The 19,402-nt window shown below is 72.1% G+C and carries 19 protein-coding genes and 1 pseudogene; 3 read left to right on the top strand and 17 right to left on the bottom strand.

Annotated features, from left to right (window positions below):
- Window positions 1-54: 54 nt before the first annotated feature.
- From ACIQCH_RS01570 to ACIQCH_RS01560, 3 genes are all read right to left on the bottom strand, one after another.
- Window positions 55-648 (bottom strand): hypothetical protein, encoded by a 594-nt coding sequence (locus ACIQCH_RS01570; protein ID WP_402576745.1) that lies wholly within the window; start codon window positions 646-648, stop codon window positions 55-57.
- A complete protein-coding gene (locus ACIQCH_RS01565; protein ID WP_402576743.1) occupies window positions 645-914 on the bottom strand; it encodes a hypothetical protein in 270 nt (89 codons plus the stop codon). Before ACIQCH_RS01565 ends, ACIQCH_RS01570 begins: the two co-directional genes overlap by 4 nt.
- Before the next feature lie 814 nt (window positions 915-1,728).
- Window positions 1,729-2,010, bottom strand: a complete 282-nt coding sequence (locus ACIQCH_RS01560; protein ID WP_402576741.1) for a hypothetical protein — start codon at window positions 2,008-2,010, stop codon at window positions 1,729-1,731.
- Window positions 2,011-2,239: 229 nt separating this feature from the next.
- Here ACIQCH_RS01560 and ACIQCH_RS01555 point away from each other — a divergent pair, with 229 nt between their 5' ends.
- A complete protein-coding gene (locus ACIQCH_RS01555; protein WP_402576739.1) occupies window positions 2,240-2,878 on the top strand; it encodes a hypothetical protein in 639 nt (212 codons plus the stop codon).
- A gap of 399 nt (window positions 2,879-3,277) precedes the next feature.
- Here the strand turns inward: ACIQCH_RS01555 and ACIQCH_RS01550 are convergent, their stop codons facing one another.
- The 10 genes from ACIQCH_RS01550 to ACIQCH_RS01505 form a co-directional block, all read right to left on the bottom strand.
- A complete protein-coding gene (locus tag ACIQCH_RS01550; RefSeq protein ID WP_402576737.1) occupies window positions 3,278-4,003 on the bottom strand; it encodes an SDR family NAD(P)-dependent oxidoreductase in 726 nt (241 codons plus the stop codon).
- A 62-nt stretch (window positions 4,004-4,065) separates the two neighbouring features.
- Window positions 4,066-5,295 carry an MFS transporter gene (locus tag ACIQCH_RS01545; RefSeq protein WP_402576735.1) on the bottom strand — a complete coding sequence of 410 codons (1,230 nt, stop codon included), beginning with the start codon at window positions 5,293-5,295 and terminating at the stop codon, window positions 4,066-4,068.
- 12 nt (window positions 5,296-5,307) lie between these two features.
- A complete protein-coding gene (locus tag ACIQCH_RS01540) occupies window positions 5,308-6,705 on the bottom strand; it encodes an aldehyde dehydrogenase family protein (protein ID WP_402576733.1) in 1,398 nt (465 codons plus the stop codon).
- Complete coding sequence (locus ACIQCH_RS01535) at window positions 6,705-7,805, bottom strand: phenazine biosynthesis protein (RefSeq protein WP_402576731.1); 1,101 nt, start codon at window positions 7,803-7,805, stop codon at window positions 6,705-6,707. The genes ACIQCH_RS01540 and ACIQCH_RS01535 overlap by 1 nt, the downstream gene beginning before the upstream one ends.
- A gap of 209 nt (window positions 7,806-8,014) precedes the next feature.
- Window positions 8,015-8,296 (bottom strand): MoaD/ThiS family protein, encoded by a 282-nt coding sequence (locus ACIQCH_RS01530; protein ID WP_402576729.1) that lies wholly within the window; start codon window positions 8,294-8,296, stop codon window positions 8,015-8,017.
- Window positions 8,293-9,168 carry a hypothetical protein gene (locus ACIQCH_RS01525; protein WP_402576728.1) on the bottom strand — a complete coding sequence of 292 codons (876 nt, stop codon included), beginning with the start codon at window positions 9,166-9,168 and terminating at the stop codon, window positions 8,293-8,295. The genes ACIQCH_RS01530 and ACIQCH_RS01525 overlap by 4 nt, the downstream gene beginning before the upstream one ends.
- Window positions 9,169-9,227: 59 nt before the next feature.
- Window positions 9,228-9,926, bottom strand: a complete 699-nt coding sequence (locus ACIQCH_RS01520; RefSeq protein ID WP_402576727.1) for an FmdE family protein — start codon at window positions 9,924-9,926, stop codon at window positions 9,228-9,230.
- A 54-nt stretch (window positions 9,927-9,980) separates the two neighbouring features.
- Complete coding sequence (locus ACIQCH_RS01515; protein ID WP_402576726.1) at window positions 9,981-10,598, bottom strand: hypothetical protein; 618 nt, start codon at window positions 10,596-10,598, stop codon at window positions 9,981-9,983.
- Entirely contained in the window at window positions 10,595-12,067 is a 1,473-nt protein-coding gene (locus ACIQCH_RS01510; RefSeq protein WP_402576725.1) for an adenylosuccinate lyase family protein, read from the bottom strand. Before ACIQCH_RS01510 ends, ACIQCH_RS01515 begins: the two co-directional genes overlap by 4 nt.
- A 12-nt stretch (window positions 12,068-12,079) precedes the next feature.
- Complete coding sequence (locus tag ACIQCH_RS01505) at window positions 12,080-13,291, bottom strand: Glu/Leu/Phe/Val dehydrogenase dimerization domain-containing protein (protein ID WP_402576724.1); 1,212 nt, start codon at window positions 13,289-13,291, stop codon at window positions 12,080-12,082.
- Between the two features lie 182 nt (window positions 13,292-13,473).
- On the opposite strand from ACIQCH_RS01505, the gene ACIQCH_RS01500 reads away from it, so the two are divergent.
- A complete protein-coding gene (locus ACIQCH_RS01500; protein WP_402576722.1) occupies window positions 13,474-13,938 on the top strand; it encodes a MarR family winged helix-turn-helix transcriptional regulator in 465 nt (154 codons plus the stop codon).
- A 70-nt stretch (window positions 13,939-14,008) separates the two neighbouring features.
- Here the strand turns inward: ACIQCH_RS01500 and ACIQCH_RS01495 are convergent.
- Window positions 14,009-14,224, bottom strand: a pseudogene (locus ACIQCH_RS01495) (methyltransferase domain-containing protein); the annotation flags it as partial.
- A gap of 423 nt (window positions 14,225-14,647) precedes the next feature.
- On the opposite strand from ACIQCH_RS01495, the gene ACIQCH_RS01490 reads away from it, so the two are divergent.
- Window positions 14,648-15,856 (top strand): HoxN/HupN/NixA family nickel/cobalt transporter, encoded by a 1,209-nt coding sequence (locus ACIQCH_RS01490; RefSeq protein WP_402576720.1) that lies wholly within the window; start codon window positions 14,648-14,650, stop codon window positions 15,854-15,856.
- 68 nt (window positions 15,857-15,924) lie between these two features.
- Here ACIQCH_RS01490 and ACIQCH_RS01485 read toward each other — a convergent pair whose 3' ends face one another.
- The 3 genes from ACIQCH_RS01485 to ACIQCH_RS01475 all read right to left on the bottom strand — a co-directional run bounded on the left by ACIQCH_RS01485 (window position 15,925) and on the right by ACIQCH_RS01475 (window position 19,384).
- Window positions 15,925-17,202 (bottom strand): MFS transporter, encoded by a 1,278-nt coding sequence (locus ACIQCH_RS01485; protein ID WP_402576718.1) that lies wholly within the window; start codon window positions 17,200-17,202, stop codon window positions 15,925-15,927.
- Window positions 17,203-17,425: 223 nt separating this feature from the next.
- Window positions 17,426-18,484: an RICIN domain-containing protein gene (locus ACIQCH_RS01480; RefSeq protein WP_402576716.1), complete on the bottom strand. Its 1,059-nt coding sequence runs from the start codon at window positions 18,482-18,484 to the stop codon at window positions 17,426-17,428.
- Window positions 18,485-18,571: 87 nt separating this feature from the next.
- The gene (locus ACIQCH_RS01475) at window positions 18,572-19,384 is read right to left on the bottom strand and encodes a CHAP domain-containing protein (protein WP_402576714.1); all 813 of its coding nucleotides are present in this window, start codon (window positions 19,382-19,384) and stop codon (window positions 18,572-18,574) included.
- Between the last annotated feature and the right edge of the window lie 18 nt (window positions 19,385-19,402).

Here is a 19,402-nt window from a genome sequence, read left to right as displayed (position 1 = left end):
GATCCGGCGGCGCCTGCCCACAGGCCAAGCGCCCGGCTGCCGCCGGCAGCGCCGCTACGAGGCCGGGTCGACGGGACGCTTGTAGTACCGCCACGGGAACCACCCCGCACCGACCGGGATCCAGCCTTCCGACTTCATCAGCCGGTGCCGCGCGACGGAGGGGAGCGTGACCCGGCAGTGCTCCCAGGGGTGGCCGGACGCCTCCACCTCGTGGAAGAAGGGGCCGTAGCCGACCATGTGCCATCCGTCGCGGCCGGCCTCCTCCAGGGCAGCCATCTCGTTGAAGGCGGTCAACCCGCCGAGGGTGCGGCGCTTGGGGGCGTTCGGCCCGTCTGTGCGCGGGGTCGACACGCCCGCGCCACCGGCCTTGTCCGCAAAGCGCTGTTGGGCGGCCTGGCGGCTCACGCCCAGGACACGCCCCACCGCGTCCCAGCTGTGGCCGGCGGCCCTGGCGCCCTGGACGACCTCGCGCAGCAGCCGGCTCGCCTCCTCGGCACCGACGCGCGAGGCGTCCAAGAGACGCAGGTACCCGTGGGCATCGTGTTCGAGCGACTCAGCCAGCCCCTCGGGAGCGCCCAGGACGACAGCGGCGATCCCTTCGCGGATCCGGTCCATCTCCGCCGGGTGCAGCAGCGGTTCGTCGTTCATCGGCGCAGCCCGGCAAGGGGTTCGAGGGCGTCGAGGACCGCCTCGTCGCGGCGCGCGCGCTCCGCCGCCCGGGCGGTCAGGCCAGCGGTGCAGGCGATGAGCGCGAGACCCACGACGATCAGGGCGAGGGTGGCGGAGGTGCCGAACCGGTCGCCGAACAACACCGTCAGGGCCGGCAGGCTCATGGCAAGTGGCAGCACAGCGGCCATGGACGCGGTGGCGGGAAAGAGGTCCCGGTGCCGCGCCTTGGAATTCAAGATCAACATGCGTCAAGGAAACCTTGACGCGGCTGACTTGTCAAGAATTGCTTGACACTCCCCTCCCCAGAGCTCGTCCCTGCCGCGCCGCGGTCGCCCAGCCACCCTTTAGACCGTCGCTGGCTCCGGACGCGAGGACATGCTGTTCCGGCTCGCCGCGTATCCGGGGCGAGCCCCGCCCTGGGCGGAGCGCAGGCCCGCCATGTGGGCGGGCGCAGCCCGGTCCTCCTGACCCCGCGGCCGGGGCGCACCGCACGTGGCGACGCGGGCGCCGGCTCCGGGGCGCCGGGTCAGAACGACTGTCCGGAGGCTGCCCCGGCCGGCTTTTGCAGGAGGCATGCTGGCCCGCGCATGATCCGCGTGTGTCGTTTCACGTCAGGCTGCAACTCGGGGCCGAGGCTTCGCTCGCCCTCACCGGCACGTGGAGCAGCCCCGAGACCGCGGAGCGGAAGTTCAGGACTCGTAGGCCCGTACGGGAGCGAGGCCGGCGTACGGATCGAGCTGGTCGAAGAAGGTTCCGAAGGCGAGCGCACCGTGCGTCTCCGGGCACAGGACGCGCCGAGAAGCCTGCCGCGAAGAAGCACAACGGAACTTCGCGAGGCGGGTCGCTACGGTCGCTGACGAAGGCCGAGTTGTACGAGAAGGCGGCCGACATCCCGGGCCGCTCCTCCATGAATCACGACCAGCTCGCCGGCGCCCTCGCACACACCGGCCAGGGCCGGCGCAAGACGCGACCCTCCCGTCGGCGTCCGGCGCAGCGCGGTCGTGGTCAGGGCATCCCTTGCCCCCGGAGCCCGTCTGGTCCGATCCCTCGCTTTCGACGCTACGAGTCGGGTCTGACATCGCCTTCCCCCAGCCGCAGCTCGACCTCCGGGTCAGCCGCGGGCCCGTTCCGGCTGATGAGGTCCTGGAGGAGGTCGCGGACGTGGGGCGCACGGGGGCGGCACCATCCCCTCGGCGGCGAGAAGGTGCCACTGGCAGCCGGGCAGAAGCGATCGAGGCCCTGGAACTCCGCGAGCTGGTACAGCAGCAGGGTGTCGAGGGCCTGTTGCGCGGGTGGCCAGGCGCGCCCGTTCATCATGTTGAGCAGGGCCAGGCCAGCCATCGCGTAAGGGGCGCGCTGCTACCACGTGATCACCGACCTCCTCGGCTACTTCACGACGGACTGACGTACCCGCAACACATAAGCCGGGGCTCCGGCGTAAGTGAGCCTCCCAGGGCATTCGGCCGTCAGCCATGCGGTAGACGGTTGGCGTGTCCAGCACGGGCGCTTCGTCGACTGGAGGCATGGTCGGCCCGATGGCGACGAGGTCGAGCTGAAGGGCAGCACCCCCATGAAACCCACTCGGATGCGCGCGACGGTCGTCTCCGCCGTGCTGGCGACAGTGCTGGCCGCCGCCGCCGCAGGCGTCGGCACGGTGCAGGCGCAGGCGCAGGGGCAGGCGGCCGTTCCTCCGGCCGATCACAATTGCCTGGATCCTGAGGGGACTAACGTCAACACCTTCCTGGGCATCAGCGAGCGGATCATCGGTCCGCCGGCCTGCCGGGAGGCGTTCGTGGGCGAGCAGTGGGTCCGAACGTTCCCGAGCTGGGGCACGGCGGCCAGCGGCGACCACGCCCGGTACCCGCGGGGCTACACACCCGCGCTGTTCAATCCGATGGACGACTTCCTCTCGAAGTTCCTAGGAGTCCGGATCGTCCAGGACATCGGCACCGCCCAGGAGAAGAGCTACACCTTCGGCCCTGAGGTGATCCGCCGGATCGCCGAGTTCGACGGGCTTCCGTTCGCCTACTTCGGCTCGCCCCCGCTCTCTTCGCTGAGCGCCGGCACGCACACGACCACGGTCTTCATGCGGCTGAGCGCGGAGCACTGCGACGGGCTGGGCCGCCGCCGCGCCGAGAACTGCCTTCCCGGAGGCGAACTCGCGTACACCGGCGACACGCCCGTCAGGTTCTTCCCGCGCAACGCTTAGGACACGCGTCCCGGCGGCCGGGGCCCCTTGGGGGCGGGCCCCGGCGGCACGTTGGTCCGGTCCGGCACAACGGTTCGATCAGCTCGTACCCCGCCCACCACTCCACCGCGGTCAGAGCACCGGCGGTACCCGCCCAGCTCAACCGACCGCCTCGAGCGGACGGCGGTCCCGCACCGGGGTCGATCGGTCCCTGTGATCAAGGTGGACCGGCGGGCGCATCCTGGTGGGACGAGCCCGGCCGCCGGCGCGCGGTGAAGCCCACACAGGTCGGCCGGGCAGTGGTGTGCTGCCCGGCCGACGCGTGCATGCCGAGGCCTGCCAGACGGTGCTGAAGGCGAGGCGGACGCGCTCCGGCCGCTACGTCGGCCCGGTGGGCCGCCGCGGAGGGGGCGGGGTGGGCTACCGCGTCGTGATCACGCCGCCGTCCACGCGCAGGACCTGGCCGGTGATGTGGCGGGCGCCGGGCGAGGCCAGGAAGTGCACGACGCGGGCGATGTCCTCGGGGCGCCCGGCGCGCCCGACCAGCGTCTCGGCCACCCGCTCCTCGTGGAAGGCGCCGGTGCGCCGGTCGCCGAAGAACTCGGTGTCGTCGATGTATCCGGGCGCGACCACGTTGCAGGTGACCCCGCGCGGCCCCAACTGGCCGGCCAGGAAAATGTTCCAGCAGTTCATCGCGGCCTTGGCGGCGCCGTACGAGCCCGCGCCGCGGTCCGCGGCGAACGACCCAATGCTCACCACGGCCCCGCCCGGACCGAGCAGCTTCTCCACCGCCGCCGACGTGAGGACGGCCCCCAGGAGGTTCGTCTCCATGTTGGCCCGCCAGCGGTCCGCCAGACCCTGCAGATCACTCGGCGGCGGGCCGTCGAACTCCCGGTTGCCACCGGCATTGTTGACCAGTACGTCCACCCCGTCCGACAGCTGCGCCCGCAGGCTCTCCAGCTGCTCGGGGTCGGTGGCGTCGCAGACCACGGTGGAAACGTTCCCGCCCAGCTCCTCGGCAGCGGCGAGCAGCACGTGCTGCCGCCGCCCCGTGATGACCACGCGGTCGCCGCCGGCCAGGAACTCGGCCGCCACCGCCTTGCCTATGCCCGTACCGCCTCCGGTGATGAGGACCGTCCGAGTCATGTGCACACCTCCAAGGGTTCGGTACTGCGTTGGTTCCGGCCGGTTGGTGCGGCCGGTGGATGTCAGACGGCAGATGCCTGCTGCCGCGCCAGGACCGTGACGAAGCGGGCCCGCGCCACCGGCCCGACGAGGGCCACCGGCAGGGTGACGGCGGCGGCGATCGCGAACAGCGGCCCGAAGCTGTGCTCGTCGGCCAGCCCGCTGACGAGGTACGTGCTCAGGGCGGCCCCGGTGTACACCGCGCTGGCCACCAGGGAGGTGGCGATTCCGCGGACCTGGGACGGGGCCACCTGCGTCCCCCACGTCTGCACGATGGACTGCACGAGAGCGAACGCCAGGCCCGACAGGACGGAACCGACCAGCACCGTCGCCATCGACTGCGCGGGTACGCACACCAGGTAGCCCAGGAAGAGCAGGGCCCCTCCCACGGCGAAGTGGGTGGCCGCCGGGACCCGGTCGCCGAAGGTCCGTACCGCGATCCCGCCCGCCACGGCGGCCAGTCCGTAGCTGCCGGTGACGATTCCCGCGTCCACGATGCTGTGACCGCCCACCTGGAGCGCGGCGTTGAAGAAGTTGAAGAATCCGAGCATCGCGGCGCCCTCGAACAGGGCGAAGACGACGAGGAACCGGAACCAGCCGACACGGAAGACCATGCGGAGCCGGTCGGCCACGCGCGTTCCGGCCGGGGCCGGGACCGAGGCCTCGGGGATCCGGCCGAAGGCCAGGGCGAGCACGGGCGCCGCCACGGCGACCAGCAGGATCGCGGCGCGCCAGCTCCACAGGTGGGTGAAGACTCCGGCCACCACGGTCGCGCCCGCCGTGCCGACCGCGCCGGCCGCCAGCACCGTGGCCACCGTGCGCTGCCGCCGCTCGAAGGGCAGCCGGTCACCCACGTAGGCGACCATGACCGGGAGCAGGGCGGCGGCGGAGGCTCCGGCGAGTGCCCGGCCGAGGACCAGCAGGCCGAGGTTGGGCGCCAGCGCCGACAGCAGGTCCGCGACGCAGATTCCGGCCAGCGCCCACCGCATGACCCTCACCCGGCCGAACACGTCCGAGATCAGTCCGTGCACCGGCTGCATCACGCCGAAGAGCAGCAGGTAGGCCGTGAGCGCGGCCGTCACCGAACCGACGCTGACGTGCAGCCCCTCGGCCGCGGGCAGCAGCAACGGTGTGATCACGATGCGGTCGAAGTTGCCGAGGAACGAACCGTAGTAGAGCAGCCGCAGGTGCCGGTTCTCGGCGGCCTGCCGGCTTTCTGCTGCGTGCCCGCTCTCGACTGCGTGCGTGTTCATGCGGCTCCTCGCCTACAGAGACGACGGGGGCACGGACGCGGCCGCGCCAAAGCCCCGTGCCTCCATCAGTTCGTGACTCAGGTACCCGTCATGGGGGCTGACGTCGCCCGCCGAGTGCGTCGGCAGCGGTCCGAGCAGGACCTTGCGGATGGACCGCTCGCGCAGCGCCTGACGGGCCAGCTCCGGCTCGTCGCCCAGGATCGTCAGCGCGAGGGTGTCCCGGAGCGGCCCGAAGCCCTCCGAACGCTCCCACGGCAGCACCCACACACAGGGGAAGGACAGTTCGATCCGGGCCCCGGGATGGTCCGAGCGGTCGCAGAGCAGGACCGCCGGGCGCAGCCCCGCCGACCCGTCGCCGAAGTCGGCCACGGGGCCGTCCGGGTACAGCGCGGTGGTGACGTCGACGGCTCCCTCCTGCCGGGCGGCCAGGTGCTCCCGCAGCGCGCGGGCCTCGGCGACCGGAAGGACCGGTACCTGAGCCTGCGGGGACTGCGGCGGTGCGGCGGTGAGGCGGGCCAGGCGCTCGGCCAGGGCCGTGGCCAGCTCCTTCGGGTCCCCCTCGGTGAACACGGCCGTGGCGTTGGTGCACCGCATGCCGGCGTCGTAGCCCACCGAGTCGCAGATCACGTCCAGGGTCTCCTCCGTGACCGGACCCGTGTGCAGCAGCTTGGACCGTCCGGGGCCGCGCAGGATCACGCGCCGGTCCCGCCCGTAGCGCCGTTCGGCCGCGTCCCCGCCGAACACCAGGCTCAGGTCGGCCGCCTCGACGAGCGCGTCACCGGTGGCGTGGCTGCCGGGCAGCAGCGAGAGGTAGTGGGGGGCGACCCCGGCCGCCATCAGCGCGGCGATCATGCGGGCCGGGGTGAACGGGTCGCGCGTACCCGGCCTGACCACCAGCCGGTACCCGCAGCCCAGGGCAGTGAGCCACTGGGTGTGGGTGCCGGGGTTGTTGCTGGGGGCGATCACCGCGAGCACGTCGCCGCGGCGGGCCCACACCGCGTTGATCTCGCCCGGGGCGAGCTCCCCGCCCAGCCCCGCCGGCCTCTCGGCCGCCAGCCGGGCGCCGACGTTGGCGAAGGTCTTCGCCACGTCCTGGAGCGAGTGCCCGGCCACGGTGACGGGAACGCCGGCGACCCGTGCCTGCAGGTCGCAGTAGCGCTCGGGGGTCAGGCCGGCGAGCTCTGCGGTGGCGAACAGCTCGCCCGCCCGCCGCAGGACGGCCGCGTCCGGTGCGCGGTCCTCCCCGCGGCGCGCGTCGGCCACCGTCAGCCGGGCCAGCAGCGGCGGCGCGAGGTGGACGGTGGCCAGCGGCGTACCGTCCACGCCGCACAGCTCCGCCTGCTCCGCGGAGCGGGCAGTACGGCCGGCCCGCAGCAGCGGGATCTCGTACAGCTCCGTCGCGGCCGCCATCAGTACACGCCCTCGACCACGCCGGTGCCGGCGCCCTCGTACGGCCGCACCGCGGAGAGCTCGATGCCCGGGAACCCGTCGGCCGAGGCGCGGCGCGTGGCCAGGTCGCGCTCCAGCGTGGGCGGGGTGAAGTAGTCGCGGGTCATGACGGTGATGACGACCCGCCCGTGCTCGTCGTCGGCGACCGGGCGGGCCGGGTCCGCGGGATCGACCAGCTCGACGACGGTGTACGGGTAGTACGGGCGGAAGATGCAGGCCGCGGTGTCGCCGGGCCGCGGGGTGCGTTGCGGGGCGACGCCCATCATCGTGTTGCCGTAGGCCCCGGCGAGCTTCGCGTCGGGGAAGAGCTCCTCCTCGAACAGGCGCAGCGACTCGGGGTCCATGCTGGTACCGCCCCAGATGATGCCGCGGACGCTCTCGCGCAGCGGCTCGTACACGTTCTCGCGGGCGGCGATCGCCTCCAGGATCTTGGGGGTCGTGGAGATGCCCCTGATGTCCTGGGTGTCGAGCACGTCCTTGACCTGGTCGAGGATGTGGTCGACGTAGCGCCGGTATTCGTCGTGGCGGCCCTGGGTCACGCAGCGCCGGACCCACCGGGGGTCGATGTCCACGAAATAGCACATGTGTCCGCGCAGTTCCGCGAGCGTGCCGATGTTCTTGGACATCACGTGCGGTCCGGTCGGCCCGATGTGCAGCCAGTGGCCTTCGCCGGCCGGGAAGCCCTGCTCGTCGAGCATCATCGACTGCCAGGCCACGTTCCGCCGGCGGGACGTGGCGTCGACGATCCGCTTGGGCGCGCCGGTGGCGCCGCCCGACTCGTGGACGGCGAAACGGGGGGACTGCCCGCGGCTGCCAAGCGGGACGAGCTGATCGGCGGGAATCCGGCTCCAGTCGACCGGTACGTCCTCGAACAGCCGCAGATCGGCCAGGCACTGGACGTCCGTGCGCGGATCGAAGGAGAAGTCCTTCGACCGGTTCACCCAGTACGGGCTGCCGGTCAACGGGGAGAAGTGCCATTCCATGGTGGCCCGGACGAGGTCGTCCACGTCCGGGGAGCGGTCGAGTGGGGGCTCAAACACGGAGCTGAAGTCGTCGGCCATCTGGAGTCGATCCCATCTCAAACAAGTCTGCCGATTGTCAGTAACCCTGATTAACTGTCGTATGTCGGGCTCCGCCCCAGGGCGTCGAAGTGACGTCCGGGGGCGGGCGAGCTGGTGCTGATGTCACGTCATGTCGCCGTCAGGGCCGGCGAGTCGGCAGCGCCGCGTGATCGCGGTGGCGCGGCTCCGGCTGCCGTGGTGAAGGGGAGTCAGCCGCCCGCGACGGCGGGGATGATGACGAGCTCGGCGCCCGGCCGGACGGCCGTCGCCAAGCCCTCGAACCCCCGCACGTCCTCGTCGTCCAGGTAGAGGTTGACGAACCGCCGCAGGTTGCCCTGCTCGTCGACCAGCCGCGCCCGAATGCCGGGATGCCCGGCGTCGAGGGCGTCGAGCACCCCCGCCACGGTCGGCGCGGTGGCGGCGACCCGCACGTCGCGGGCGCCGCCCGTCATGGTCCTCAGGATCGTCGGGATCCGTACGGTGACACTCATCGCGAAGCCTTTCCGTCGTGAGGCAGGAAATGGTGCAGGTGGGCCTCGAGGAACTCCTCGGCGGTGCGCGGCGCACGGCCGAGGAGCTGCCCGAGGTCGTCGGTGACCGGCTCTCCGGCCCCCTCTCGGTAAAGCCGCCTGAGCGCGGTCTCGTCCTCGTCCGCCGCTCCCGGACCGCCCACCGACCCGTCCTCGGACGTCCGTACCGGCCGCCCCGTCAGGTCGCCGAGCAGGTCGGCGAGGGCGGCGTACGTCGGCGCGTCCGGCCCGGTCAGGGCGTAGCTGCGCCCCTCGTGACCGCTCTCGGTGAGCACCACGGCGGCCGCCGCGGCGACGTCCACCGCGTCGACCAGGCTGACGCCCCGCCCCGAGGCGGGATCCGCCAGCACCCCGTGCTCCCGCACCCCCGCCGCGCAGTCGCCCAGCAGCGACTGCATCGCGCGGTTCGGGCCGATGACCGTGTACGGAATTCCGCGCCGGGCCAGGTACCGCTCCGTGATCCAGTCCCGGCGCCCGGCCGGGACCGGGCTGTCATGGCCCACCGACGGACCCCAGCACGACACCTTGACCAGGTGCGCGCCGATGTCCGCGGCGACGTCCACCGCGGCGTTCTGCGCCGCGACCCGACCGGGCGCGGGCGGGCCGAGGAGCAGCACCGCTTCGCAGTCCTCGGCCGCGGCCCGCAGCGCGCCGCCGTCCAGGGGGCCGGCCCGTACCAGACGTACGCCCGGCGCGGTCAGCGGCCCGTCGGCCGGAGGCGGCCCGTCGTCGGTGGTGTCCAGTGCCGCGACCACCTCCGCACCTCGCTCCAGCGCGGCAGCCACGGCCAAGCCGCCCAGGGCGCTGTGCGCGCCGATCACGAGTACGGGCATGCCGCCCCCTCTCTTCCCTCGCTCCGCCCGCCGAGCGGCGAGCACCTCGGTGGCTCGCGTCAGTGCTTGTGGTCGTGCTGGTGGCCGTGGCCGTGCTGGTGCTTGCCCTTGTGGCTGTGCGGGTGGTGTCCGTGGTCCCCGTGCCCCTCGGGCAGCACCCCGCCGTGCGCGGCGAGGTGGCAGGCCGGGCACACCATCCGCCCGCGGTGCTCGTGGAGGGTCTCCACGCTCGTCGGGTTGCCGCAGTCCACGCAGACGTCGACCCGCGCCACGTGCTTGGTGTGCGGCGCCTCCTCGGTGACGTCCTCCACCACGAGGATCTCCTCGTCGGGCACGGTCAGCAGCTTGGCGATCCGGTCGGCCTGCGCCGCGGCGAACCGCGCCTCGTCCTCGGCGGTCGCGGTGCCGTCCTCGATGCGCGAGGCCAGCGCCCAGATCTCCTCCGAGCGGAAGACGATGCTGCCGGCCGCGGCCCGCACCTGCACGCCGGAGGACGCGCCGCGGCCCCAGAACGTGAAGACGTTGCGCCCGTTGTCCTCGTGGATCAGGTTGCGCTTGCCGGACGTACACCCGGTCAGGACCTGCAGGGCGTCGACCGCGCACGCGTCGGTCTCGCTGACGAGCACGAGGTTGCCGGTGGCCTCCTCCAGGCCGAGCCGGTCCATCGCGGCCTCGGCGACCCGCAGGCCGAAGGCCACGCCGGGGCACTCGTGCTGGTGGAATCTGATGACGTCGCTGTACGCCTGGTGACGGTCCATGGTGACCTCTCGTCGAGTGGTGAAGGGAAGGAGCGTTGCGGACGCGGGCCGCGGTCAGGGCCGGGCGGTCCGCTGGCGCGGCAGTGCGGGGACGACGCGGATGGGTGCCTCGTGGCCGTTGTCGCCCTCGAAGTAGGCGCGCAGCCGCGGCCGATGCAGGTCGACGACCGAGAGGATCAGGGTCCACTGGCCCGATCCGCCGGCCAGTGTCCGGTCCAGTCCGGTGCAGCTGTCGCGCACCGGATCCTGCGGCCATGCCACCCGGTGGGTGTGGTAGTTGCCGAACAGCACCCATCCGGACGCGTCGCAGGCCCGCTCGATCTCCATGAGCTCCCGCGGGTCCGCTATCCAGCCGCGCTGTTCGTTCGGCGTCTGCGAGGGGATGGCGTACGCGTTGACCACCTCGTCCATCCGCTGGTGGTGGCGACTGTCGTGCCGCAGGTTGGTGATCAGCGGGAAGACCGCCCCCACCTCGATGCCGGTCCCGGTCGGCCGGCCGGCGAGCATCCCGAAGGCCTTGCGCTCCTCGGTCTCGCCCTCCAGGTAGTGGCCGGTCAGCTTGCGCACGGCATGCGCGACCAGGCTCGCGTACAGCGGCCGCATGAAGACGATCTCACTCGCGCGGGCCAGGTCCGTCAGGCTCTCGGGTGCCTTCGTCGCCATGGTGCTCATCGGGCGTCCTGCGCGCCGTCCGCCGGCTCGGCCGGCGCCCAGACCCGGGCCAGTGCCACCGCGCGCGCCGCCAGTGCGGCCGACTGACCGAGGTAGCCGGCCGGGTCGAAGATCCGGTCGAGCTCGTCCTCGCCGATCGTGGCTCCGGCGAGCGGGTCCTTGTCCACCAGTTCGCGCAGCGAGTCGCCGTTCTGTCGGGCCGACTGGGCGAGTTCGTAGACGTACTCGTGCGCCGTCTGCTTGCCGATGTGCTTGCCGAGCGCGAGCATCAGCTTCTCGGTGGCGATCTGCTCGGCGACGTCGCGGACGTTCGCCCGCAACCGCTGCGGCTGTACCTGCAGACCGTCGACGACGTGCTCGATGATCTCGCAGGCGGACAGCGCGTAGTGCGACACGTCGGGCACGCACGCCCACTCGATGCGCAGCGTACGGGCGTCGCGCTCGTGGTCGCCGACCATGCAGGCGTACGCGTTGACCACCTGCGCCGCCGCCAGCCTGGCCATCACGACGGCCTGCTCGCAGCTCTCCGGATTCCGCTTGTGGGGCATGGTGCTGCTGCCCACCTGGCCGTGCCGCCAGCCCAGTTCGAGCTCGCCGAACTCCGGGCGCACCAGAGTGCGCACCTCGTCGCCGATCCGGCCCATCGTCCCCGCCACCATGGCCATGAAGGACACGAACTCGACCACCCGGTCGCGGGCGACGTGCCACCCGACGGCCGGGGCGGCGAGCTCGAGCCGCGCGGCGAAGTCCTCCAGCAGCGGCAGGGCCTGCTCGCCGAAGCCGGCCATGGTGCCCACCGCGCCGAAGAGCTGGGCCGCGGCCACCCGGCCGCGCACCTCGTTGAGCCGCTCCAGGTGGCGTGCGAGCTCGTCGATCCAGCTGCCGACCTTGATGCCGAACCCCATGGGAAGGGCGGGCTGTGCGTGGGTGCGGCCGAGCGAGACGGTCTCTGCGTGCTCCTCGGCGATGGTCGCCAGTGCCCCGACGATGACGCGGAGCCGGCGCTCCACCTCGTCCAGCACGTCTCGCATCTCCATCGACTGCGCGGTGTCCTGGATGTCCTGGGTGGTCGCGCCGTAGTGCACGTACTCGCCGGAGTCCCCCTCGCAGACGGCCTGGAAGCCCCGCAGGAAGGCGACCAGCGAGTGGCTGCTGCGGCGGATCTCCGCGCGTACGGTGTCCAGGTCCAGGAGCTCCACCCGGGCGGCCCGCGCGATGCCGGCGGCGGCCTCGGCCGGGATGATGCCCAGCTCCGCCTGGCTCAGGGCGAGGGCCGCCTCGACGTCGAGCCATCTCTGGTAGCGACATCTGTTGCAGAAGATCCGGTGGCTGGTCGCCGTACTGTACCGGTGGCCGTAGAACGGCGAGTCGGTGATGTGGCTGCGTACGTGGGTGCACTCGCCGGCGGTGGAGGCGAGCTCCGCGTCGGCGGCCAGGCCGGCTTCGGGCGACGTGGCAGTGATGCTCATCGGTTTCCCCTCTCAGGTGCGCTGTGTGCTGGCGAGTGGTGCCGCCCGGTTTCCGCGGGGTCTGGTGACCTCGCGGTACGGGCACGATCCGTACGGGCGCTCCGTGGGCCGGACGACGGCCGCCGAGGCGATGTCCATGGCGACGCGGCGCGGGCTCACGCCGAGCGAGCGGGCGCCCGTGAGGATGTCCCCGACGAGCTCGCGCATCATCCCCGCGAGCGTCTGCAGCACCTCCTCGGGACCAGGGGTCCGCTCCGGACCGAACAGCGCTTCCATGGAGGCCGAGCCGCCGATCCCGCCGATGAAGTCCGGCACGACGACCACGCCTCGGTCGATCAGGAGCTGCTCCGCGGTGTCGCTGAGGCCGTAGTTCGCGCCCACCGCGACCACGGGCACCGGGAGCAGCGCGGCCCGTTCGGCGGTCAGCGCGTCCTCCCCGCCCGCCAGGACCAGGACGTCGGCCGGCAGGTCGAGGAGCGCCTCGGCCGACAGCCGCAGTGGGGAGCCGAGCAGGGTCGGCACCGGACGGCGCTGGTCGATGCTGATCATGTGGGCGATGTCCAGCCCGCGCGGATCGACCACGCAGCCGTACGCGTCGGCGATCGCCGTGATGCGCGCTCCCTCCTCGAGCAGGGCCAGCGCGCAGGCCCGGCCGAGCGTTCCGAAGCCCTGCAGGGACACGCTGAGCTGCCCGCCGCCGTGGCGGCCGTGTGCGGCTGCGGCGAGCGCGGCATGGGCGAGGGCGTGGCCGGCCCGGCGCTGGCCCATGGTGAGGGGGCCGACCGGGGTGTCCAGCAGCGCCATCCGGGCCCGGAACTCGTGGTCCGGGATCCCCTGTGCGTGGCGAATGGCGATCTTGACCGATTCGACGCCCAACATGGCCGCTATCGACTCCAGTTCGGCGAACTGCGTGCCCATGTCGCACCCCATGCTGTAGCGGGCGCGCAGCTCGTCCTGGAGGAACTCCAGGAACCGGCGCAGGACGGCGAGCCGGCGGGGGCCGTTCGGGTCGTAGGCGATGCCGCACTTGGCACCGTCGACGTTGAGGCCGAGGACGCGTTGCTTGAGCGTCATGCGGCTGGAGAGCATGTGCAGCGTGTCGGCGGTCAGGCCGGACTGCATCCGGCAACCCCCCGCGGCCAGCCGGCTCGACGTCGCGTCGTAGACCAGGTAACCGGGACAGTGCTCGACCGGATCTGTGTACTCGATGACACGGACCATCATGCCCCCTGGGTCATGGGTTGACTGGATCCGAGCTAGGTTGATTGTCTGCAGTCAGGACAGTCAGCTGTGCTGTCGAACTGCGATCCGAGAATGTCCAGGGCCTGGCGAGTGCGTCAAGGGAGTGCGCTCAAGACCGGACCTAGCTCTGACATTGCGCTGCAAGAGGGAGGCAAGATTTGACAGTGGACAAGGAACTGGACGGCGAGAGTCCGCCGCCCCTCTTCGAGGGCTTGCGGGGGTGGCACGGTTTCCTCCTGCGCAAAACGAGTCAGCACATCACGGAGCTCGCGGAGGAGGGACTCTCGCAGCTGAACCTGTCGATGCGGCAGTTCGGCGTGCTCAGTGTGGTCGAGGCGGAACCCGGCCTCAACCAACGGACGGTCGGGGCCAAACTGCGCATCGACCGGACGACGATCGTCGCCCTCGTCGACGAGCTGGAGCGGACCGGCCTGCTGGAACGCCGGCGCGGTTCCGACCGGCGCACTTTCGCCCTTCACCTGACCGACCGGGGGGCCGAAGTACTCCACGGGGCGGGTGAGGTGATGACCGAGGTGCACGAGGAGTTCCTCGCCCCGCTCTCCAGCCTGGAGCGAGCGGTCCTCCAGACGCTGCTCGTCCGGCTCGCGGCACGCCGGACACCGGAGTAGCCGGTGGAACGCCGCGGACGGGGCGGCCCCCGTCCGCGGCCGGCCCGGCAGCACCGTGCACGTACGCCACCAGGACCAGGCCGAAGTGCCCCGCCGGCGCCTGGTACGAGGCCAGATCGGCCAGCACCGCGTGCACCTCCGATCCGTCCGCCGCGGCCCGGTCCGCTGCGCGCGCCAGCGCGGCGGCGGAGAAGTCCACGGCCGTCACGGCCCACCCGTACCGCGCCGGCCACAGTGCGTGACGCCCGGCCCCGGCCCCCAGGTCGAGGGCCCGGGGCCCCGCCATCTCGGTTCTCTGGCAACGGAGTTCACCAGTGACCAATGGATGGGGCTGGCGGGTCCAGCCTTGTTCTCCCTGGGTGTAGCGGCGGTCCCAGTACTCCGCGGAAAGGGTCATCCCCGCCCTCCGTCCCCTGCTGAACCGGGCCTGCCGGAACCGACTCGTGGCGCATCCGTACCACGTCCAGGAGCACTCCAGCGGGGCTCCGGCCACGACCCTTGACAGTGCTTTGGATCGTCACGAATGCTGATAATTGTTCAATGCGAAGTATGTGCAACAACGCTGACTCGGCAAGAGGTCCGGTCGGTGAGGAGTGGGCCGTCCGGCGCCGCCGCGGCCGCGACGAGGGGAAGTGTGCTGCCAATGAGTCCGTCCAGGGCGTCACGGCTCAAAGACACCTTCGACCGCCGGGAACTCGGCAGGATCGGAATGCTCCTGGGGGTGGTAGCGGCCCTGCACGTCATCGGCTTCGGCCTGTTCATCCACTACAACGGCATTCAGAAGTACCACTCGATCTCCGATTCCCACGGCACCCTCCTGTACGCGGGGGCCGCGAGCCTCGCCTATGTCTTCGGGCTGCGCCACGCCTTCGACGCGGACCACATCTCCGCCATCGACGACACCACGCGCCTGCTCCTTCAGAAGGGCCGCAAGCCGCTCGGCGTCGGACTGGCCTTCTCCCTCGGCCACTCGACGGTCGTCATGGCCATGTGCGTGGGCGTCGCGTTCGCCGCCAATGCGGCGGTCCGTTTCGAGAGCAGCTTCGCCGACACCGGAGGCCTCATCGGCACCCTGGTCTCCGGCACGTTCCTCTACGTCGTCGCCGCCTTCAACTTCGTGATCCTGGCCGGAATCGTGAAGGTCTGGCGCCAGGTCAGGAGCGGCACCTACGAGGAGCAGCGGCTGGAGGAACTGCTGTCCTCCCGCGGCTTCATGAACCGCATCTTCAAGGGCCGCTACAACAAGTTCATCAACCACTCGTGGCAGATGTACCCGGTGGGCATCCTCTTCGGCCTCGGCTTCGACACCGCCACCGAGGTCGCCCTGCTCGGCATCTCCGCCTCAGCCGCGGCCGGAGCGGGCGTGGCCGGCGTGACCCTCCCGCCCCTGGCGATCATCGCCCTGCCGTTCATCTTCGCCGCCGGCATGTCCCTGATGGACACCATCGACGGCATCTTCATGTCCAAGGCGTACTCCTGGGCCTTCGGCAATCCGGTGCGGAAGATCTACTACAACATCACCACCACCGGCATGTCGATCTTCGTCGCCTTCGTCGTCGGCACCCTCGAGTTGTCCGGCGTCCTGACCGACAAGCTCGGCATCGCCGACCGGGAACCCTGGAAGACGCTCAACGGCATCGATCTCAACAAGATCGGGTACTTCATCGTCGGCATCTTCCTGGCCACCTGGGTGGGCAGCGTGCTGTGGTGGAAGTTCCGGCGCCTGGAGGAGCGCTACACCCCCGCGCTGGGCGCCGGCGCCGCGGTGGCCTCCCTCGACCAGGTCAGCATCGACCCCGCCAGGCTGACCCCGGAGCGCCTGGCCTCCATCCGGATGGCCATTCACCACGAGCTCCACCACCACGGCCTGCGCCACGGCCACCGGCCCGCGAGCGCCCCGGAACAGGCCCGCGCCTGAGAGCGCGCCCGGACCACGCGACTCCCACGGACTCCCGGTGACTCCGGGCCGCGCACGGCGCTGGACGTTCAGGGTCGGATGACCGCCGGCTCCGCCGGGGCGTCGTCGCCGCCCGGTGCGACGGCGCGGGCCGGGAGGTGCCGTACGGACGGGACGCACAGCAGGGCGAGGGCCGCCGGAACGGCGACGGCGGTCATCGCGTACAGCGTCGGGCGCATGCCGAGGGCTTGGGACACCGGGCCGGCGAGCGCCAGGCCGAGCGGCATCAGTCCTGACGACAGGAGGTAGTCGTAGGAACTCACGCGCGACAGGGCGTGCTCGGGCACATGCGTCTGAAGCGCGGTCTCCCACAGGACGAAGAACACCGAGACGGCGACGCCGGTCACCGCCTCCAGTACCGCGACCATCGCGAGGGACCCGCCCGAGCCGATGACGAGCGCCTGGCTCGCCGCCACGGCGAGGGCCGCGGCGGCCACCGCCATCGGGCGCGCGGTCCTGAGCCGGTAGGCACACAGGTCCCCGACGACGGAGCCGACGCCGAAGGCCGCGACCACGGTCGACCAGCCGGCCGCCCCCGCCCACTCGTGCTCGGCGAGGACCGGGCCGAGGACGAACACGGCCGGCAGCACGACGACGTGGTACACCGCCATGGCTGCCATGCCCGACCACACCCACGTACGGCTCCGCACGTGCACCCAGCCCGCGCGCAACTCCGCGAGGAACGTGCCCTCTTCGGCGGCCCGCGCCGGGTAGCCCGTCCCACGGGGTTTCAACCTCACCAGGAATCCGGCACTGACGGCGAAGGTCAGGGCGTCCAGGGCGAGCGCGCCACCGGGGCCGGCCAGCGCCACCAGGCCACCGGCCACGGCCGGACCGAGCACGAGTGCGGAGGACTGGGCCAGTCCGCGCAGGGCGTTGGCCTGCCGCAGCCGGTCGGACCCGACGACCAGCGGGATCAGGCCCGTGGAAGCGGGCATGAAGAACGCGTCCGCGCTGCCGAACACGGCCGTCAGGACGGCCAGGTGCGCGACCCCGGCGACGCCGGTGAGCAGCAGTACGGCGATGAGCCCCTGGACGACGAACCGCACCAGGTCGGAGGCGAGCATGATGCGGTGGCGTGGAAAGCGGTCCGCCCACACGCCTCCGGCCAGGGTGAAGAGCAGCATGGGGACGAGGCCGGCGGCGGCCACGAGGCCGACGTCCGAGGCGGAGCCGCCCACCGAGAGCACGGCGAAGGGCATCGCCACGAACGCGACGCGGTCGCCGAGCACCGACAAGGACTGGCCCGCGAACAGGCGGGCGAACTGGGGCTCGTCACGCAGCACACGAGGGACCAGGGACTTCATGCGGCGACCGTTCGGGGGAAGGGAGCGGGCAGGTGCAGCGGCCGATGCTAGGCAACGGCGAGCCACGCCGTCACCCGATTTCCCGCCGCCGCAGTCGCCGTCACGGCGGCAGCCGTGGTCCGGGGCGAGGCAGGGGCGGTCATGCTCGGGACAGGGGCGTGCGCGCCGGTCCGGATCGCGTGGTGGCCCAGTCCGCGGTGCTGCAGCACGTCGACCGGAACCGTCAGCGAGTGGTGCCGGCCGGAGCGGTGGTGCTCCCGGGACGGGGTGTGGCACCGGGCGGGGCCGGCGTGGCGGCCTCCACGGTGAACAGTTCACCGGGGGCGGCGGAGCAGGGCTCGACCAGTGCCTCGGTGCCGGGTGCGGCACTGGCCGCCCTGATGCGCACGCAGCCGCGGCCGGCGACCCGGAAGCGGTACGTGGTCGGGGCCGTCCCGCGCTCCAGGTGGAAGGCCGTCGCCGCGGCGCAGGCGTCCCACGGCTCGAGGAGGCCGTCGGGCGCGCCGCCGGTGCGGACCTTCAGGCAGCCGGTGCCGAAGTCGGGGTGGAACCACTGGATCCGGTAGGCGTTCCCGCCGAGCGGGACGAGGGTGGTGCGCTGCGGGGCCGTCTCGGTGCAGGGCCGCTGTACGGCGACGAGGGAGCGGTACCGGCCGTCGGGAACACGGCCGTCCGTCAGGCACAGCCCGGGCGCGGCGAGTGGGCGGATGCGCACGGCGCCGAGCGGTACGGGGAGGGCCGACGGATCCGGTGTGCTCGCCGCGTGCCCGGCGGGGCCGGGGCCCGTGGCGGGCCGGCCAGCGCCGGAGCCCTGGAACGACCAGGCGGCGACGGCGGCCAGTAACGTGACGAGGCCGACGGCGGCGGCCGTGACGACCCTGCGGCGCCCGCGGCCGGCTCCGTCCACGGGCAGTGGCACTGGCACGGGCACGGGCACCAGGGCCTCCTTCGCGGGGGCGGCGCCGAGGCCCTCCCCCGGGCGCTCCCCCAGGACCTCGTCCACCGGCGGTTCGGCGATCCGGTGCCGGGCCGCCAGCCATTGCTGCTCGTGCCGGCCGTCACCGCAGGCGTGCACGAAGGCCACCAGCAGCTCCGGGCGCGGCAGCGAGCGGTGCCGCAGGACCGAGGCGAGCGTGCTGCGCGGCAGCAGCTCGCCCCGGCCCGCGGCCCGCTCCTCCAGCTGCCGGTAGGTCAGCCGGGACCGCTCCTTCAACTCCAGCATCAACGCCGACAGTTCGTCGGCGGTCCGCAGCTCCTCCAGCGCCTGCACCATGGGGTCCATGCGGCCATGCTGGTCGCAGGCCCGCTGCGGTGCCACGCGCCTTCAGGACAACGTCACGGTGTCATCGGGCAGTCCACGCCGCGCGCGTCACAGCGAAACGGGCGAGGCGTACCCGAGGACCCGTGGCGCGACGGCGTTCTGGGCCTTCTTGTACTCGAGCCCTTCCACCGAGGTGTTGCCCTCCATGGAGTGGTACTTGCGCAGGCGCGTGCTGTACTTGGTGACCACGCCGACGTGGTCCGCCCTGCCGTCGTGGTCGTCGTCGTAGGCCACGACGTCGCCGGCCCTGGGCACGTACGCACCCGAGGCGACCTGGCTCCCGGTGTGCCAGGTCTTGTTGTGCGGGTCGAGACCGTAGAGGCGGAAGGAATCGGCCCCGGCGTTCAGGCCGGTGATCTTCGCGCCGCCCCAGTACCAGGTGAACTTGGCGAAGTCGGCGCACCAGGCCCGGGAGGTCCACGGGACGTCGACCCAGGTCTTCTTCCAGACGCCGCCCTTCTTGATCTTCATGAAGCCCTTGCTGGTCCCGCACGCCTGGCTGTTGGTGATGGTGCCGTGGCGGGGCGCACTGGTGCGGTCCCAGCGGAAGTTGGCCCTGTTCGTCCAGAAGCCGGTGTAGAAGTTGCAGTTGTTGCGCTCGGTGCCGCCCTTGGCGTCGCCCTCGTACCGGCGCTTCTTGACCTCAGGGTTGGTCGTCAGGAACTGGCCCAGCGCCACCTCGGCGATCTTGGTGCCGGTGCCGGTCGCGGCGGTGGCGGTCCCGGTCTGCGGCGGTAACTCCGCGGCCGCCTGAGCCGGACCGGCCAGCAGCGCGCCGCCCGCCGTGAGGGCCGCGGCCACCCCCGTGACCGCCGCGGCCCTCAGCCTGCGGCCCCGTCGTATGGACCCCGTTGCGGACATCCGTCCGTCCTTCCGTCG

The organism is Streptomyces sp. NPDC093225, assembly GCF_044753805.1.
Classification (GTDB): Bacteria; Actinomycetota; Actinomycetes; order Streptomycetales; family Streptomycetaceae; genus Streptomyces.
This window is presented reverse-complemented; position numbering and strand designations above follow the sequence as displayed.

Excerpts from the sequence above, each read along its gene's own strand:
- ACIQCH_RS01570 (WP_402576745.1), bottom strand. The coding sequence starts at position 648 with ATGAACGACGAACCGCTGCTGCACCCGGCGGAGATGGACCGGATCCGC.
- ACIQCH_RS01565 (WP_402576743.1), bottom strand. The coding sequence starts at position 914 with ATGTTGATCTTGAATTCCAAGGCGCGGCACCGGGACCTCTTTCCCGCC.
- ACIQCH_RS01560 (WP_402576741.1), bottom strand. The coding sequence starts at position 2,010 with ATGGCTGGCCTGGCCCTGCTCAACATGATGAACGGGCGCGCCTGGCCA.
- ACIQCH_RS01555 (WP_402576739.1), top strand. The coding sequence starts at position 2,240 with ATGAAACCCACTCGGATGCGCGCGACGGTCGTCTCCGCCGTGCTGGCG.
- ACIQCH_RS01550 (WP_402576737.1), bottom strand. The coding sequence starts at position 4,003 with ATGACTCGGACGGTCCTCATCACCGGAGGCGGTACGGGCATAGGCAAG.
- ACIQCH_RS01545 (WP_402576735.1), bottom strand. The coding sequence starts at position 5,295 with ATGAACACGCACGCAGTCGAGAGCGGGCACGCAGCAGAAAGCCGGCAG.
- ACIQCH_RS01540 (WP_402576733.1), bottom strand. The coding sequence starts at position 6,705 with ATGGCGGCCGCGACGGAGCTGTACGAGATCCCGCTGCTGCGGGCCGGC.
- ACIQCH_RS01535 (WP_402576731.1), bottom strand. The coding sequence starts at position 7,805 with ATGGCCGACGACTTCAGCTCCGTGTTTGAGCCCCCACTCGACCGCTCC.
- ACIQCH_RS01530 (WP_402576729.1), bottom strand. The coding sequence starts at position 8,296 with ATGAGTGTCACCGTACGGATCCCGACGATCCTGAGGACCATGACGGGC.
- ACIQCH_RS01525 (WP_402576728.1), bottom strand. The coding sequence starts at position 9,168 with ATGCCCGTACTCGTGATCGGCGCGCACAGCGCCCTGGGCGGCTTGGCC.
- ACIQCH_RS01520 (WP_402576727.1), bottom strand. The coding sequence starts at position 9,926 with ATGGACCGTCACCAGGCGTACAGCGACGTCATCAGATTCCACCAGCAC.
- ACIQCH_RS01515 (WP_402576726.1), bottom strand. The coding sequence starts at position 10,598 with ATGAGCACCATGGCGACGAAGGCACCCGAGAGCCTGACGGACCTGGCC.
- ACIQCH_RS01510 (WP_402576725.1), bottom strand. The coding sequence starts at position 12,067 with ATGAGCATCACTGCCACGTCGCCCGAAGCCGGCCTGGCCGCCGACGCG.
- ACIQCH_RS01505 (WP_402576724.1), bottom strand. The coding sequence starts at position 13,291 with ATGATGGTCCGTGTCATCGAGTACACAGATCCGGTCGAGCACTGTCCC.
- ACIQCH_RS01490 (WP_402576720.1), top strand. The coding sequence starts at position 14,648 with ATGCTCCTGGGGGTGGTAGCGGCCCTGCACGTCATCGGCTTCGGCCTG.
- ACIQCH_RS01485 (WP_402576718.1), bottom strand. The coding sequence starts at position 17,202 with ATGAAGTCCCTGGTCCCTCGTGTGCTGCGTGACGAGCCCCAGTTCGCC.
- ACIQCH_RS01480 (WP_402576716.1), bottom strand. The coding sequence starts at position 18,484 with ATGGACCCCATGGTGCAGGCGCTGGAGGAGCTGCGGACCGCCGACGAA.
- ACIQCH_RS01475 (WP_402576714.1), bottom strand. The coding sequence starts at position 19,384 with ATGTCCGCAACGGGGTCCATACGACGGGGCCGCAGGCTGAGGGCCGCG.